Annotated in this window: 10 protein-coding genes and 2 pseudogenes; 1 reads left to right on the forward strand and 11 read right to left on the reverse strand. The window is 38.3% G+C overall.

Annotated elements, in window-relative coordinates; all coding sequences use genetic code 11:
- Positions 1–358 precede the first annotated feature (358 nt).
- From P20495_RS06700 to P20495_RS06665, 10 genes and pseudogenes are all read right to left on the reverse strand, one after another.
- The gene (locus tag P20495_RS06700; protein WP_008137417.1) at positions 359–3,091 is read right to left on the reverse strand and encodes a hypothetical protein; all 2,733 of its coding nucleotides are present in this window, start codon (positions 3,089–3,091) and stop codon (positions 359–361) included.
- Between the two features lie 460 nt (positions 3,092–3,551).
- On the reverse strand, positions 3,552–4,514 hold the full coding sequence (locus P20495_RS06695) for a class 1 fructose-bisphosphatase (RefSeq protein WP_007378588.1): 963 nt from the start codon (positions 4,512–4,514) through the stop codon (positions 3,552–3,554).
- A pseudogene (fbaA, locus tag P20495_RS20795) lies at positions 4,511–5,594 on the reverse strand (class II fructose-bisphosphate aldolase). The gene P20495_RS06695 and the pseudogene fbaA overlap by 4 nt, the downstream one beginning before the upstream one ends.
- Positions 5,595–5,608: 14 nt before the next feature.
- Positions 5,609–6,226 carry a bifunctional 4-hydroxy-2-oxoglutarate aldolase/2-dehydro-3-deoxy-phosphogluconate aldolase gene (gene eda, locus P20495_RS06690; protein WP_007378590.1) on the reverse strand — a complete coding sequence of 206 codons (618 nt, stop codon included), beginning with the start codon at positions 6,224–6,226 and terminating at the stop codon, positions 5,609–5,611.
- Positions 6,227–6,654: 428 nt separating this feature from the next.
- Positions 6,655–7,587 (reverse strand): sugar kinase, encoded by a 933-nt coding sequence (locus P20495_RS06685; protein ID WP_008137424.1) that lies wholly within the window; start codon positions 7,585–7,587, stop codon positions 6,655–6,657.
- A 74-nt stretch (positions 7,588–7,661) separates the two neighbouring features.
- Entirely contained in the window at positions 7,662–8,963 is a 1,302-nt protein-coding gene (locus P20495_RS06680; protein WP_007378592.1) for an MFS transporter, read from the reverse strand.
- A gap of 2 nt (positions 8,964–8,965) precedes the next feature.
- Entirely contained in the window at positions 8,966–9,310 is a 345-nt protein-coding gene (locus P20495_RS06675) for a cupin domain-containing protein (RefSeq protein WP_002962963.1), read from the reverse strand.
- Positions 9,311–9,315: 5 nt separating this feature from the next.
- Positions 9,316–11,533: pseudogene (locus P20495_RS20800) on the reverse strand (heparinase II/III family protein).
- Between the two features lie 5 nt (positions 11,534–11,538).
- Positions 11,539–13,800: a polysaccharide lyase 6 family protein gene (locus tag P20495_RS06670; protein ID WP_008137429.1), complete on the reverse strand. Its 2,262-nt coding sequence runs from the start codon at positions 13,798–13,800 to the stop codon at positions 11,539–11,541.
- Between the two features lie 148 nt (positions 13,801–13,948).
- Positions 13,949–14,827 carry an NAD(P)-dependent oxidoreductase gene (locus P20495_RS06665; RefSeq protein WP_008137430.1) on the reverse strand — a complete coding sequence of 293 codons (879 nt, stop codon included), beginning with the start codon at positions 14,825–14,827 and terminating at the stop codon, positions 13,949–13,951.
- Positions 14,828–15,501: 674 nt separating this feature from the next.
- On the opposite strand from P20495_RS06665, the gene gloA reads away from it, so the two are divergent.
- Positions 15,502–15,888: a lactoylglutathione lyase gene (gene gloA / locus P20495_RS06660; protein ID WP_008137431.1), complete on the forward strand. Its 387-nt coding sequence runs from the start codon at positions 15,502–15,504 to the stop codon at positions 15,886–15,888.
- A 292-nt stretch (positions 15,889–16,180) separates the two neighbouring features.
- On the opposite strand, the gene P20495_RS06655 is transcribed toward gloA, so the two are convergent.
- Positions 16,181–16,447, reverse strand: a complete 267-nt coding sequence (locus P20495_RS06655) for a DksA/TraR family C4-type zinc finger protein (RefSeq protein WP_008137432.1) — start codon at positions 16,445–16,447, stop codon at positions 16,181–16,183.
- Positions 16,448–16,515: the final 68 nt, after the last annotated feature.

Raw genomic sequence — 16,515 nt, forward strand, 5'->3', positions numbered from 1 at the left:
TGTTTAGTTATGTGTCGCTTGTTATGCTTGTGTAGATAGAATGTGAATCCTGTATTTAATATACTCAACTGAAGTCACTTGATCAACCAATTTAACACTTAAATATTACCAGCGTTAAGACCAATTCTATTTTATAGGCATTACCAAGGGGTAAAATAGGTTGTTGGTACAAGTATTACGAATAAAATATTTGCTTATAAACGCAACATGCGTCTGGGCGTGTCTATCTATTGGGAGTCAATTTACCTGCTGCGCAGGTTTGAGGGGGGTATTTGGGAGGAAATAAAAAGCCCCAAAATTGGGGCTAAAAAATTAGTAAGTTTTTAATCAAAACACCGATTAAACGTTTTACTACAAATTAATCGTTTTGTATTTTCCAAGTAGATCCAACACCCACTTCTGAAGTTTGAATATAATGAAGGCCCCTAGCACCAGCCAAAACCTGCGCACCAGTTGGCGATGTTTCTATTAGCGTACTTGTTGCTGTAACATACTCTAGCACTTCTTTATTATTAGTTGCTGGGTCTTGGTCGATAGCTCCATCAGTATCAAATGCACCATTACCGTTTAGTTTTCTGATTTCAACCCAGTCGCCGCTTGCATCACCTGATACTCGACTATCCGTATAACCAAAGTTGTTACTTAATACCGATGAAGTATGATTAATTAAGTCGCAGTCATATTCAAAAGCATGGTCACTACTAAGTGTATATGGGTAAAATAAACCTTGTGTTAATGCACTACTGGCAATTGTATCGCTACTAGATTGATCACCTAAACCGTTTGCAATTAAATTTCCATCAAAGTTGATAACAAACGCATTTTTGGTTAGACCATATAGCACTGGCGCATTCACTGCGGTTAACTCATCACAATCACTTGCTGGTGCTTTAGAGCCGATCTCAGTACTGAACACTATGGGTTGTTGAGAGTTTAATACCGTATTGTTCTTAACGTTAAGTGTAAAGTCACCAGCAGCATTTAGCACTGCTTGATTTCCTGACTTTGGTACGCCGCCATCGTCTTGCGAAAAGCGATTAGCTGTAAACACTATGCCACCCGCTTCTTTATTATCAGAGCGAATACCTGCAATATAGTTATTATTAACGGTATGTCCAAGTGGTGTAATTAACACACCGCTCGGTCTATCATCTGAGCTAGCAATATCCGTAGTACGAATAATCACATTATCTGTGACACTGTTAAATCCTCCATCTTCTAATGAAATACCGCCATTAGGATTTACAATTGTATTGCCTTTGATAGTTGCACCAGATGTTTGCACTTTGATTAAACGACGCCCTGTTACAAAGTTTTCTATCCTGTTGTATTGAATAGTAAAATTAGCATTTTCTGCCGCGTCAGCGCCCGTTGTATTACCAGCATTAATTAGGTGTAAGCTTGATTCAGCAAAGTTTGGATTATTACTATCACTGAATAAATTATACTGAATAGTGTGATCAGAGCTTGAAGATGACATTTTAATCACAGAGCCTTCTTCTACCGTATTTCGGTTAGTAAACGTGTTTCGTTCCACTAGTGCGCCTTTACCTTTTAACACTATCCAATTGTATTTAGCGTTATTAAGTGAAGTGTCTTCTCCATCCATCATATTTTGTGAAAATATAAAGTTATCGCCCTCTGAGTAAATTACAGTTTCTTCTTCGGTTTCACAAAATGCACCCGCTTTAGTGTCTATGTTTTTAAAGGTAAGCCCTGTTAATGCAGCGCCGTCAACGCCGTTGGCAACATGTACACATACTTCCCCGCTAAGTACCGGATTCTGCCCTTCTACAGCGCGCAGCGTTACTGCACTGGTTAATAAAATTGCGTCCATATCAGCATAAACACCGGTGTTTAAGCCAATAACATCGCCATCAGCTAAACCGCCACTTATAGCACCAAGGAGTGCTTCAGGGTTACTAACTAATTGTGTGTAAACCACTGTGTCAAGTGAGTTTGTAGCGCTACTTGCAAAGCCATCGTTGTCTGTATACGTAGCTGTAACTGACATTATTGAGCCTGCGTAAGCAGAAGGTGTAAATGTTTTACTATTGCTGCCAGCTATTTCAACGCCATCAGCAGACCAAGTATAAGTAACGTTAGCCTCTTCAACACCGTTGTTATCAGTTATCTCAGCGGTTAACTCACCACTTGTTAAATAAGGCACTACTCCCATAATGACTACGCTACCGGCTTCGTCAACCGCAACAGCAGAAACAGCAATTGTTTCCTCTGATGTATTATCCTCGATAAATCCATTATCATCTGTATAAGCAACTTGCACACTTATTTTTTGACCTAAAAGTGATGCATCAACTGCAAAGGTGCTCTCTATTGCGCCATCTATCTCTTGTGCGTCAGCAAGCCATTGATAAGTAATATCTCCTGATGCTCCATCGGTATCATTAATTTCTGCTGTTAATGTGTTTCCAACAGTTGGCGTGCCGCTAATTATCACTTCACCCTCTGAGTTTGTTCGTGCTACAACCTCTGTACTGGCTGAAGTAACAGATTCAGCAAACCCACGATCATCTTCAAAAGATGCACTAACAGTAATAACCGTACCAAATTGTGCGTCTGTCAACGTGAGCGTTGAAAGTACTTCATCTGCAATTTCTACATCATCCGCAAACCATTTATAAGTTACTGTATCGCCATCAAAACCATTTTCGTCAGCTACATTGGCAGTTAGTTGCGAACTAACTAGCGCGTCACCCGTAATGGTTAAGCTTGCAGGGAATGCAATTGCGGCAACATCTGCGGTTGGTTCTGTGATATGTGATTCATTAATGCCATCATCATCGGTATAAAGTGCTTGTGCAGTAATAGATAAGCCGATTTGGTCATCCGTTAATGTAAATGATGAACTTTTAGCCCCTTCAATAGCTTGCCCATCTGCATACCAAAAATATGTAATTTCACCCGATATCCCATCTGGGTCACTAACGGCCGTTGTTAATGTTTGCCCACTTGTTACTGTTCCGGTTAGAGCAATAGAGCCCAAGTTGTTGTCATTATTGTTTGAATCTGTGTCACAACCAACTATTGCTATCGCAATAGCGCATAGTGCAAAGTGTTTTAATTTCATGGTGGCTCTATTCTCCAAATTTATAGTTTTAATATTTGGCTATCTATTGTGTGTGTTACCAAATAAATCGTCTGCTTATTACCAAACCCATCTAAATTGCAAATGAATTGTTAACCAACTTGGTAATATAGCCATAATAAAATAACTTTTTCCACTATACCCACCGAATTAAATAACAATAAATGAACATACAGTTAACCCTACGCTGTTATTTCTAGTCAAAAATTGAATTCAATCGTGCATAATTACTAGGAAAATACATAACCCTAGAGTAAAAAATTGGTTTTACTCGGGATTAAGTAAATAAGATTTATTTAATATGTGAAGTATTCTTACTTGAAGACTATAAAAAATTAAGAAATGCAGTGAATTTGCATAGAAAGGATTATTTACAAAGAAAATGAAAAATAAGGGTAAAAAAAGGGACAATTTTCTTGCCCCTTTTTTGTTGAGTGCTGTTTTATAACATAGCGCTATTATAAAATTCCACAGGTTCATTCGAGCCTAAAGCAACAGGCACACGTTGATGCAAGCTAGTTGGCGCAATATCTAAAATTCGCGCTCCTCTAGAGGTTGCTTTGCCACCTGCGTTTTCAACTAAAAGTGCTAACGGATTTGCTTCATAAAGCAGTCTTATTTTACCGTTATCGTTACCGATACGTTTATCTTGTGGATACAAAAATAAACCGCCTCGGCATAAAATACGATGAACGTCGCCGACCATCGCTGCATTCCAACGGATTGAGCTTTTTTCGAAGTTTTCACAGGTGTATAGCAATTTATCAAAATACACTTGTGTTGGTTCGTCCCAATAACGGTAGTTAGCCATATTAACGGCAAATTCACGACTTTGCTCTGGCACACTTAACTGCTTATTTGTCAGTAAGTAACCGCCATGTGTTGAGTCTAACGTATAACAACGCGTAGGACCGCCAGTACTCATTACAAGTAATGATGAAGGGCCGTATAACACATAGCCTGCACATACTTGATTTACACCGGGCTGACTAAATTGCTCGTCGCTGTCAAAAGGAACATCATCACGGGCTAAGTAAATAGTAAATATAGTGCCTATTTGCCCATTAACATCAATATTAGAAGAGCCATCTAGCGGGTCAAAAGCAACAATAAATTGACCTTCAGGATGGCCACCTACCGCATGATCTTCTTCCTCTGATGCAACTGCTCGTACGCTGCTATCGTCAAGTAGGATGTCTTTAAGTAGTTGATTTGCGATTACATCAAGCTTTTTTTGAACTTCACCTTGAACGTTTTCATTCAATGTTGAACCTAAAACACCGGCTAATTCACCTTGGCTTACTCGAAAAGCTATCTCTTTACTGGTCGCTAAAATTGTGCGAATAAGTAAAATAAGGTCGGTATTTACACCGTCTTCTTTCAATACTGTATTTAATCTTTTCATACGCTATACCTATTTACACAATTTAGATCGTCAAAGCATTGCTCTAGCCTTGCAACCATACTTTGCTCTGAATGACGCAGCCATACGCGAGGGTCGTAATATTTTTTGTTTGGCTTATCATCCCCGTCAGGGTTACCAATTTGCCCTTGTAGGTATGCTTGCTTGTCTTTGTAGTAATCTAAAATACCTGTCCAACACGCCCACTGCGTATCGGTATCAATATTCATCTTCACTACGCCATACGTTAAAGACTCTGCAATTTTACTGTACTCAGAACCACTACCACCATGAAAAACAAAGTTAATTGAGTTACTTGGTAGATTAAATTTTTCTGATACGTAAGCTTGTGAATCTTTTAAAATAGTTGGCGTAAGAACAACGTTACCCGGTTTATATACACCATGAACATTGCCAAAAGATGCCGCAATTATAAAGTTAGGGCTAATACGACTTAAACGCTCGTAAGCAAATGCAACATCTTCAGGTTGAGTATATAAAGCAGAACTATCTAAGTGTGAGTTATCAACACCGTCTTCTTCGCCGCCCGTGCAGCCAAGCTCAATCTCTAGCGTCATACCTATTTTTGCCATACGCATTAAGTAACGTTCGCAAATTTCGATATTTTCTTCTAAAGGCTCTTCTGACAGATCAATCATATGCGAGCTAAACAGTGGTTTGCCAGTCAGTTCAAAGTGTCTCTCACCTTCATCAAGCAAACCATCAATCCAAGGTAGTAGCTTTTTAGCTGCGTGATCAGTGTGAAGCATCACTGCTACTTCATAATGTGCTGCCACTGAATGTACATATCTTGCAGCACTTACCGCCCCAAGCACTGCTGATTGTTGCTCTGGTAAGGATAAGCTTTTTACCACAAAAAAATTGAGCTCCACCATTAGAAAGCTGAATAATAACGGGCGAGTTTTTCTTTTTAGCAGCTTCTAGCGTCGCATTTATAGATGTTGTACTAACAACATTTACCGCTGGTAACGCATATTGGTTAGTACGTGCGTGTTCATACACAGCACTTACTTCGTCGCCAACGATTACGCCTGGCAGTATTGTTGGGGCTAAATAATTCATTTATCAGATCCTTTCTACTTTAAAGCTTGGATACAAGAATCGGTAATTGCTTGCCAATTTTCTTGTTCAACCCATTCTTTTTTCGCTATCCAAGTACCGCCAACGGCGAATACATTATTTAAAGAAAGATAGTCCATTTTGTTACTTTCGCTAACACCACCTGTAGGACAAAAGCTGACTGCTCTAAATACTGACGACACAGCTGATACAAAAGGTGCTCCACCGGCAAGCGAAGCCGGGAATAATTTTTGCTCTTCAAAGCCATATTCAAGCGCCATTAAAATATCACCGGTGTTTGATACACCAGGAAGTACCGGTACATTACATTTAGCAAGCGCTGTAAGTAATGCAGGAGACACCGCTGGCGTTACAATAAAGTCAGAACCCGCTTCAAGTGCTTGCTCTAAAATATCAGTATTTATGACTGTACCCGCACCTACTTTTAGCTCAGGCACTTGTGCTTTAATAGCTTTTAATGCCTCTATTGATGCCTCTGTTCTTAGTACTACTTCAACTAGAGTAAGGCCCGCGTTAGCCATGGCTTTTGCTATTTGAACACCTTGCTCTGGCGTATCAGCTTGAATTATAGGTAGCAGTGTTTGTCCTGACATAAGTTCAGAAAAGCGAGTCATAACGTTGTTCCTTTATAAAAAGTAATGCGGCCTATGTATGGCGGCCTTTAATGTTTGATTAACCTGAACTCTAGATAATAAATCTATCTCAAGCAGCTATTTTCAGCGCTAAATGCGTTGAATTTACTTGCAATAGGCCCGCTATTGACGCGTAAATTCGCCTTGTTTTCACTGACAATCTCTAGCTAGAGAAAATAATTTTAAATATCACCATGATTCAATATGTTAGTAAATCTCTTAACCAGAGTTCAGGTTAATTATTTTGTTATACCAATTGCATTAAATTAATGAGCTATTATAGCGACAAGAAAATAGCTCAATAACAAGGCTAAAATTATGATACATAGTTGTTCTATATAAATAATTTTTAACGTAGTTAGTGAGTTATTTAATACGCTAAGGTGATCATGTTTTTAATAAAATTGGTATCAGATCCCAGCTTCAGCCATTGCTAGCTGAAATATATCTTTTGGAGCAATAGCACCTGGTTGCTGTATAACAGTCCCTGCCGCTTTTGCAGCAAGTTGTACAGCACTTGAAATTGATTTATCAGATAAACGAGCACCTAAATAAACACCGTTAAAGGCATCGCCTGCGGATGTCGTATCTACAACATTTGTTACCGGTATTATGGTGTGGCTTTGAAGCGTATCGCCCTCTTTTGTCACTACCGATTCAGGGCCATTTTTAACAACAATTTCTTCAATTTGGTAAGGTTTTAAATATTCAACAACCGCTTCTACGCTATGTACGTCATAAAGTGCTGTTAAATCTTCAACCCCTGGTAGGGTGATATCTGCAAGCGTAAAAGCTAAATGATACTGCTCTTTTGTTTCCTCTACACTATTCCACAAACGTGCTCTGTAATTAGGATCAAAAACTATTTTAACCCCAGCATCTTTGAGCTGCTTTACAACTTTCCAAAAATGCTCACGTGCACTTTCTTCAATTATTGCTAATGAAATTCCTGAAAAGAAAAACATATCACCTTGGCTAAGCTGCTCGAGTGCATCAGCATCTAAAAAATCAACAACCTTTTTAGCTGCAGAATCATTGCGCCAATAAATAAAGCTACGCTCACCATGCTCATCAGTTTCTATGTAGTACATACCAGGTACTTTGGTGTCGTGAGCAAATACAAGTTGTGTATTTATTTTTTCACTTTCAAAGCGTTCTAGCATTTTTTTACTTAAATTATCTTGACCTAAAGCCGTAACAACCGAAGTAGTAACCTGCGGGAAGCAACGTTTTAAATACACTGCAGAATTATAAACATCGCCTGCAAATGATTGGTGTAGTGTGCCTGCGCTCATAGCTCTAAGCTCGACCATGCATTCACCGATAAAGTAAATATTTTTCATCTTGGAAGTTACCCTATGTAGTTAACTGCTATGCGCTTATACAGAATATGTTGGCATAGCAGTTATTATCTAGATTATTGAGGCTTTTTAAGAGGTTCTATTTTTGGAATTAAAATCCAAACAGCTGCCATTGCTATAATGGCTAAAGAAGCACCAATAACAAATGCTGGCGTGTAGTTACCATCAGCAGTAAGAATAGGCACAAGCGATGTAAGGCCTACAGCACCAAGTTTTGCCGCCATACCAGAAAAACCTGATAATGTACCTACCGCTTTTTTGCCTAACAAATCACTTGGTAGTGTTTGCACATTACCAATTGCAGTTTGAAAACCAAATAAAATAACAGCCATAATAAGCACCGCTGTTGTTGGTCCGCCTGGATTTGCCATTGCAAGTAGCGCTGGTAACATAATTAAACAACCCAGCGTAATAGTAAGCTTACGTGTTTTATCTGTATTCCAACCTGCTTTGAGTCGATTTTGAGCCAATAAGCCACCAAACCAAGCACCAAACATAGCGCCAACATAAGGTACCCAACCGTATATACCAATAGATTTAACATCCATGCCGTATACTTCGTTTAGGTAAATAGGGATCCAAAAAACAAATAACCACCAAATTGGGTCAATTGCGGCAGAGGCAATGATTACACCCCAGCTTTGCTTACGAGAAAGTAACTCAGCAGTTGAAGGATTATATTCTTCTTCGCCTGTTACATCGCCATTATCATCAACACGTCTTTGACCTGTTAAAATGTATTCACGTTCTTCAGCTGTAAGCCAAGGATGAGAGCTAGGCGGCGCTTTAACTAAAATTAACCAAGGCACTAACCAAAGAAAACCTAATACGCCCACAAAAACAAACACCATTTGCCAGCTAAAGTAGATAGTTAAATAAGCAATTAAAGGAATAGCAATAATACCGCCAATTGCGGCGCCAGAGTTGAAGATACCCTGTGCTAAGGCGCGCTCTTTAGTAGGAAACCATTCAGCATTACCTTTAGCTGCGCCCGGCCAGTTACCGGCTTCTGCTACACCTAAGATTGCGCGAAAAATACTAAGGCTAAGTACACCTTGTGCAAATGCATGTGCAACGGTTGCAATAGACCAAACACCTATCGATAAAACAAAACCGAAGCGTGTGCCTACCCAGTCAAATATTTTACCAAATATGGCTTGACCAAATGCATAAGCAAATACAAACACAATTGAAATGTTAGCGTATATTTGTTTGCGTTCTAGCGCTGATTCATCAGGAAATAAATCTTCAACAATGTCCGGCCAAAGCACACTAAGTGCTTGACGGTCGATATAGTTAATAATGGTAGCTAGCGCAATTAGCGCTATAACCCACCAACGTAAGCCTTTAAGTTGCATAATTAATCCTCAAGAAAGTCTTCACGCGCTGGGCTAAAAGTATCAATCAGGATTCCGCCTGTTGGGCAGGTAGCTCCATGATCAGCAAATGGTGGGATTAAGCAGCTATCACCCGGTTTTAAGATTTTAGTTACGCCATCAATGTTAAAGTGAAACTCACCTTCAACAACATACGTTACTTGAGAATGTCTGTGAGCATGGTTATAACCAATAGCCCCTTTCTCAAACCAAATTTTAACAGCCATTAGCTCTTCGTTATAACCTAGCATTTGACGTTTTAGACCATTTCCTAAGTCTTCTATTTCGGTCTCGTTACCAAATGAAAAGTTTGCGCTTTGCTTTTGCATCCTATTTACTCCTGATTATTGTTCATCATATAAACGCCTAATCGGCCATTTAAAGTGAACTCTTTATTTTGATAATTGAATGTGTTTTTAGCTGATGTTGGTGCTTTATTAATTGCCACTAAATATGAGTTGCCTTTAATATCAAGTTCAACAAGTGTTAAATCGCCCTGCTGACTATATTCAAGCTTTGTAACTCGGCTAACAGCTTCTAGGGTATATTCTTTACTTGGGTTGTACTCACCATGTGGCTCTAATACAGATATAAACTTATGTTGCTTTTGACCCTCAACACGACGAATAAAACCGTTTTCGTTGCGTAAATTAAAATGAGGGTCATTTGCGCCTATTTGAGTAAACAAGAAAGACTCATCACCCTTAACCAAGCTCGTTTGCGTATAAAAGCGACCATTTTCGTTTAGCCACGTTACTTTAGCTAAACCACTTTGAGGTTGCGCTTGAGCTTTAAGCCATAGATGTTGGTAGCCATTTTTAGTACCTAGCGCAGACAGTTGTGTTGCATTTGCTTTTAACTCAAAGCTGGTATCGATAAGCTGACCTTTATAATGCAAAGGCAGGTCAAGTTGATGCGCTTTATTTGCAGCAACATCAAATATATCAAGTGCAACTGTGCTTTGTAGTTCAGGTAAGTTAATAAGTGCAAGCGTACGCTCAAGATCAACGCCTTTATAAGCTGTGCTTATTTCGCCGCTTGAAATCGTGCCGTATTCATTTGTTTCGAAAAAATTAAGTGTAGGGTAATTACTATTTCCTACTTCAACATTTGCATTAAAATGCGTTGTTTCGTCAACCACTACCGTATTGTGCGCAACAGTGTGTTTAGCGTAAGTTTCGTTTTCAGGTAAATAACGACCGCCGTATTTAGCTTCTACATTTAAAAAACGTGCTGCGCCATAATCAGATACAATTTCATTACCGTGGTCGTAAAATTGCCATGTTAGTTTGTCAAAATGACCGTGACCTAAGCCTTGTGCAGCAGGTTTAAATAGCAGTGCTTGATCGCCACCTACCTGCGTTCTCATTACAACTAGAGCACCTTGTTTACCGTCATTACCATCGCCGAAGGCAACAGATTTAAACGAATAAGGTTTTGCCATGTTGTTATCAAGTGCTTGAGCTACTTTTAGTCCATCACCAGAGAGAATTATTTGGTCTTGTTGCTTAGCAATATCTAAATAACCCGCATCGTTGGTTAAGCCATAGGCTGCCGTTACACCATTAACTAACTCAATGGTATCGATACCTTTACTTTTTATTGCATCGTTAATTGGGAAAAACAAACCGTTGTAGCTAAGTTGAATCGTCGTATCAATCGCTTTTAATAATATGCCATCGCGATATTCAAATATTTTTCGTTGTGGTTCGTTGTTTTCAATCGCTTTAGCAAACGTTACAAAGGGTAATAGTGCAAAGCGTTGATAGTAAGGACCTTCGTTATAGTAACCTTGTGGTGAAAACAGCATCTCTAGCTGCTTGATAAAGCCACCTTTACCCGACTTTTCTAAATCGTATAATGATTTTTCTACCCACTCAGATTCGCCTAATACATACCCTGCCATGCCAACACCCGCTGTTGCCCATGTTCCATGGTTATGTACTTTATTAAATGTAGAGGGTTGGCCTACAGATGTGAACAACGAAACAGGACGGAGTAAGTCATTCTCGATTGTTTTAATGTTATCGGCATTTAACGAGTCATGAATTAGATCATAAGCTTGTATTGTGTACACAAGCCACATTGCTTCATTTAGGCTTTGCCAAAAAAAACTTACCTGGATTTTGCGAGTCCATTTTACGTTTTGGATGCAGACCAAGCGTTGGGTATAATTTTGCATACTCAAGCAACATATCACGTACATAGTTTGCGTATTTATCATCTTGGCTTAATTGATAAATAATGCCCGCGTTGTACATAAGTTGGTAATTTTTTTTGTGGCGCTCATGTGTATAACCACCACCACCGTCTTTTGGAACGGGTACAGTTATAGGCTGTGCAATTTGTTCATCAACTTGCGCTTTTAGCGATTCAAACGCAGTAGCAAACTTTGTGCTACCGTTGCTACTAATTGCTTCGCGCATTTGCTTAACATCATCAGTAGTAATTACTAAGTTTGGGTGCGCTGCATGCGCCCCCAATGATGTTAGTAATGTAAGTGCAGCTACAGCAGCTATTTTAAAACCTGTTTTGCATTTTAATAAGTACATAGTATTTACCCTGCCTTATTTAAAATGTTGTTGTTGTTTTTTAATACTGCCGTGTGTGGGCCTTTAACTCTTAGTTCTTTAACACTTGGTGCTTTAGTTGCATCAAATATATTGTCTGAGATTTCAGTTTTAGGCTCGCCTACTGTGTGCTCTACAACAATAGGAGCAGATTTAACAAATTTATTATCTTTGATATTAGTAACCTGAACACCGTGAACATAAATGCTCGCTTGCTCTTTGTTACGCTTACCAAGGCCGACGTTATTAAGCGTGTTATTTGTCATTTCAAAATGGGGGCCAAATGTACTTTCATCAGAACCACCACGGTAAAGCTTAACTATGCCGCCTTTTACATCATTAAATGTATTATTATTGACAATAACGTATTCCGCGTTATAAACACCTAAGTCTTCAATTTCAGTATTTAAACGTAAAATATCGCCAGTTACTGCATTAAAGGTATTATCTGTAACAATAATTTCGTCAGCCATTGCACCTTTACCAGAGATAAAGAAATGGAATGAATGATTAATATCTAAAGCATTTAACTGTGAGTTGGTCATTACAAAGCGGTAATTATCAACCATACCCCATTTTTGCGTACGAACAATGCTGTTACCTATTGCATCTGGCGCGTTTTCACCTGAAATTGATAAACCATCTAGTTTTAAGCTGCCGCCATCATGTATTTCAAACAAGGTAGAGCGTTGAAAAGTAAGTTTAGACTTTGCGCTCTGCTTCGCTTTAATTGTCAACGTTTTATCAATTTTAACCAGTTTAGAAACATCATATTGGCCAGGCGCTAGTTCTAGAACATCGCCAGACTCTGCATTATCAATAGCGTCTAGTAATGCACTTACATCAGCTTTAACAAAATGTGTCTTACCAGAATCAAAATCAACTAAAGCAGGTACTTTTGCATACCAGCTAACACCGGTATCTTCTTTTTTAAGTACTTTTAAATCGCGCTTTGCACCTACATTTAAACTTTTAGATGTTGGGTAAAGTAGACCATTACTTGCTTTTTCAAGCGTGATTTTTTCTTTTTTTACACCGTACGTTAGCTCAGAAAGCACTTTTGTATCTGCAATGTTGTTACTTAGTACCAGCCCGCTTACATCGTCGAATGTGGTAAATGGCTGTTCACCATCTTGATTTATGATTAAGTTGTTTTTCATTACGCTATTTTTAGGGGTTGCGCTACGCTCAGCATCGCTACCTGCAGCAAGTTGAATATGACGCACATTTATAAATGTGTTGTTTTCAATCGTCGCATTTTCTACTTGGTGATAACGATTAATAGATGAATTTGGTACGCCGTTCATCACAGTAAAACCACTGCCAAAACGATAGCCTGTTAGGCCTTGTAGGTAGTTATTTCTTACAATTTGATCTTTATTGATAACGCGGATACCACCTGTGTGATCAACACCATTACCAATAAAAATATTTTCTTCTATAAGATTACCATTACCATGGCGCAGCGTTAATGTACCGCGCGCTTCATAAAATACGTTATTACGAAGGATGTTTTTGCCTGATTTAACCGAAACAATTTCTACTTCACCATTGGTACGTTCAAAGTAATTATTTTCAACCAATGTATGCGAATCAGTTAGTGAGTAGTGGCTGGTGCCAATACGCAGGGTTTCACCACCGTTCGAACCAAAAGTAGGACGGTAGCCAAAATAGTTGTTGTCTATGTGGTGATAGTTTTCCTGGCTTGCTTTAGTGTTTAAACGAACAGCAACTGTCACACCTTTATTTCGTTTGCCAACTAAATGACTATGATCAAAGCGGTTATGCTGTCCATATAAGGCAACCCAATAATCAGACTCTCGTTTGTCTGGATTACTGTAATTATCGATTACTGTTTGAGTAACTCGTGAATTGTAGGCTAATTCATTTTTATTTTTACGAAATTCTATTACAGCTGAGCTCGGTGTGTAGCCGTCTTTAAATACTAAACCTGAGGCTTCAAGGTATTTACCTGCAAGTCTTAGGTTAGATTGACCTGATAGAATTACTTTTCCGTTAGTTTCAGCGGTTAATATAATAGGAGAGTTTTTTGTACCTTGGCCTTCAAGTAGGATTTCGAAGTCAGACCAAGTACCATTTTTAAGTACTACTTTGTCGCCAGCAACTAGATTGGCTGCGATATCATTAAAAGCTTGTTTACTTTCTATAAAATAATCTTTGGCCGCTATTTGTGTGGATATGCAACCGATGAGAACTAGACTAAGCTTTATTGTATTAATCAAACGCATAGTTAACTCTTTTTCGTTGTGACTGAAAGTAATGCTTCATCAGAATTTAAAAAAGCTGACATTGCACAAAGACTTTAGTCAATTGGTGTCATGTGTGTTAAAGCGCTTTAAGCTAAAAACTTAAAGCGCTCAATAAGGTCGAGAAGTATTACTTTTCTAACTTTTTGAAGTAATCAAAAATTTCAGGAACGTTACCTTGACCCATACCAGCGTCAAACGCTGCTTGTAGGTTAGCTGATGAACCTTCAGCGATTTTTGATTCAGTACCTAGGTCTTCTACCATTTGTAGGAAGTAGCCTAAATCTTTGTTTGCATTAGCGATTGAGAAACCAAGGTCGCTAACATTATCAACTGCATAGTTTTTACAAAATTGCATAAACGGTGAGTTAGATGGACCAGTCGACATGATGTCGAAAAGTTGTTGACGGTCAACACCAGCAAGTTCTGCCACTGCAAATGCTTGTGACATAGCACATACTGTCGTCATGCCCATAAAGTTGTTGATTAGCTTAGTTGTATGACCTGCACCTAACTCGCCAAGATGGAAAACGTTTTCACCTTGATCTTCCAGTACTGGTTTAACTTTATTGAATGTATCAATATCGCCTGCAGCCATAATGTTTAAAAGACCGTCTTTAGCATGTGCTGGTGTACGACCTAGTGGCGCGTCGATCATGCCTGCGCCTTTAGCTGCTAAATCAGCACCAATTTTTTTCGTAGATGATGGGATAGAAGTACCAAAATCAACTAATACTGCACCTTCTTTAATGCCCGCTAGGATACCGTCTTCTGCGTAAACGATTTTTTCTACAACGGCAGACGTTGTAAGACAAAACATAATAATATCAGAACCTTCAGCTAGCTCTTTTGCAGTGCTTGCTGTTTTTGCACCTCGAGCAACACATGCTGCAACCGCATCTTTACTAAGGTCCATAACAATTAGCTCATAGCCTTTGTTTTGTAAATTTTCGGCCATATTGCCGCCCATAAGGCCTAGACCAATGAAACCAATAACAGGTTTTGACATGAATAACTCCTAGATATGATGGCGCAAACTTTTATGAGTATGAGTAATGATTTACCCCATAAAATAGGTACGCTCTGTCTTTATTTTAATTCAGTAGAGTAACCCTTAGTAAGCTAATGAAATAAACCATCTATGTTCTGCAATTTTGCTATATAAAATAACTCTACCTATAAATAAGTTGTCTTATTTGGCTGAAACATTACTGGTTATATATTAACTACGACTAAGTATTACTCTGATAATTTACCAACATATTTAACCCCTTGAAAACAGAGGTTACCAATTGGTATGCAAAAACTTTATTACCATACAGTAATTTTGTCAACCAATAAGTTAACTTTGTAAAACATGTCAATTTACAATGCATTAAACCAAAAACAACTAAGTTACTTAATAACAACAGCTTGGTTAATAAAAACCATATTTCAAGCAATAATTTCCAATGAATATTTAAATGTTTTCATAACCATTCACAGGTTGACCAATAATCAAACTTTCACTGTTAAACTTGTTATATTAGACAAAAATAAAGTAAATCAATAAATAAATGTTGTAACAGGATTAGCTCAACCGATTTTATTTGTCTAGCTTGCCTTCATCTATTGCAAAAGCGCATAAAGCTCATACACTGTGCAGTAAATAACAGCTTAATAAATGAAACTAAGGTAGTAAAAATGCGCTTATTACATACTATGCTGCGTGTAGCCGATTTGAATAAATCAATTGCTTTTTATACTGAAATACTAGGTATGAAGGAATTACGCAGAGCCGATAACAGTGAATACAGATACACGCTTGCTTTTGTTGGATATGGCGATGAAGTAGATAACACAGTGTTAGAACTAACTTATAACTGGGACGAAGATAGCTACGACCTTGGTAATGGATATGGCCATATTGCTATTGAGTTTGATGATATTTACAAAGCATGTACTGATATTAAAGCTGCCGGTGGCAATGTAAGCCGTGAACCTGGGCCTGTAAAAGGTGGTACTACTGAAATTGCTTTTGTAAAAGACCCTGATGGTTATGCAATTGAGTTAATTCAGAAAAAAATATGAGTGAATCTTAAATTACCTACCAACTAATTCAAGTTATAACAATTTGCTTAATGCTAATCTGCTTATATATGGGGTCTATTTAACGTTAAGAAAATTACGCTAGAACTAGGCAAATTTTTTTGTATCTAGTTGTTCTAAATGAAAATTTTCAACGACGTTATAGTGCAATTTAATTCGTTAAATTGATCAAAGATTTATGCTGGTTGGTATAACTATGGAAGGATTTAATTTTATAAATTTTCAAATACTTATTTAGATTGGTATTAAATAAAAGGTGCTTTTCAGCACCTTTTTAACGCAACTGACTATCTTTACTGCCACGTCTATTAAACGATTTAGCGCTAGTATCATTACCTTCTATTGCAGCTTGGCATGCAACACAATAACGCACTCCAGGTAACGCGAGCCTTCGTGCTTGTGGGATTTTCTCATCACACTCATCACATAGCTCTGCACTTGCGCCAGATATTAAATTGCTTCTTGCAAACTGCACGGCGTCGTTAACACTTGCATCAATTTGATCTTGAATTGCACCGTCTCGTGCCCATCCACTTGCCATAAATCCTCCTAATAAAGTTGGATGTTTAAATTTATGCTACCAAATTGAATCTTTATAAGTGCTGAATA

Source organism: Pseudoalteromonas sp. BSi20495, assembly GCF_000241185.1.
Classification (GTDB): domain Bacteria; phylum Pseudomonadota; class Gammaproteobacteria; order Enterobacterales; family Alteromonadaceae; genus Pseudoalteromonas; species Pseudoalteromonas fuliginea.

Bases quoted from the DNA above. Each gene is read 5' to 3' on its own strand.
- eda (WP_007378590.1), bottom strand. From the start codon at position 6,226: ATGACTCGCTTTTCTGAACTTATGTCAGGACAAACACTGCTACCTATA.
- P20495_RS06670 (WP_008137429.1), bottom strand. From the start codon at position 13,800: ATGCGTTTGATTAATACAATAAAGCTTAGTCTAGTTCTCATCGGTTGC.
- P20495_RS06655 (WP_008137432.1), bottom strand. From the start codon at position 16,447: ATGGCAAGTGGATGGGCACGAGACGGTGCAATTCAAGATCAAATTGAT.
- P20495_RS06700 (WP_008137417.1), bottom strand. From the start codon at position 3,091: ATGAAATTAAAACACTTTGCACTATGCGCTATTGCGATAGCAATAGTT.
- P20495_RS06675 (WP_002962963.1), bottom strand. From the start codon at position 9,310: ATGCAAAAGCAAAGCGCAAACTTTTCATTTGGTAACGAGACCGAAATA.
- P20495_RS06665 (WP_008137430.1), bottom strand. From the start codon at position 14,827: ATGTCAAAACCTGTTATTGGTTTCATTGGTCTAGGCCTTATGGGCGGC.
- gloA (WP_008137431.1), top strand. From the start codon at position 15,502: ATGCGCTTATTACATACTATGCTGCGTGTAGCCGATTTGAATAAATCA.
- P20495_RS06685 (WP_008137424.1), bottom strand. From the start codon at position 7,587: ATGAAAAATATTTACTTTATCGGTGAATGCATGGTCGAGCTTAGAGCT.
- P20495_RS06695 (WP_007378588.1), bottom strand. From the start codon at position 4,514: ATGAAAAGATTAAATACAGTATTGAAAGAAGACGGTGTAAATACCGAC.
- P20495_RS06680 (WP_007378592.1), bottom strand. From the start codon at position 8,963: ATGCAACTTAAAGGCTTACGTTGGTGGGTTATAGCGCTAATTGCGCTA.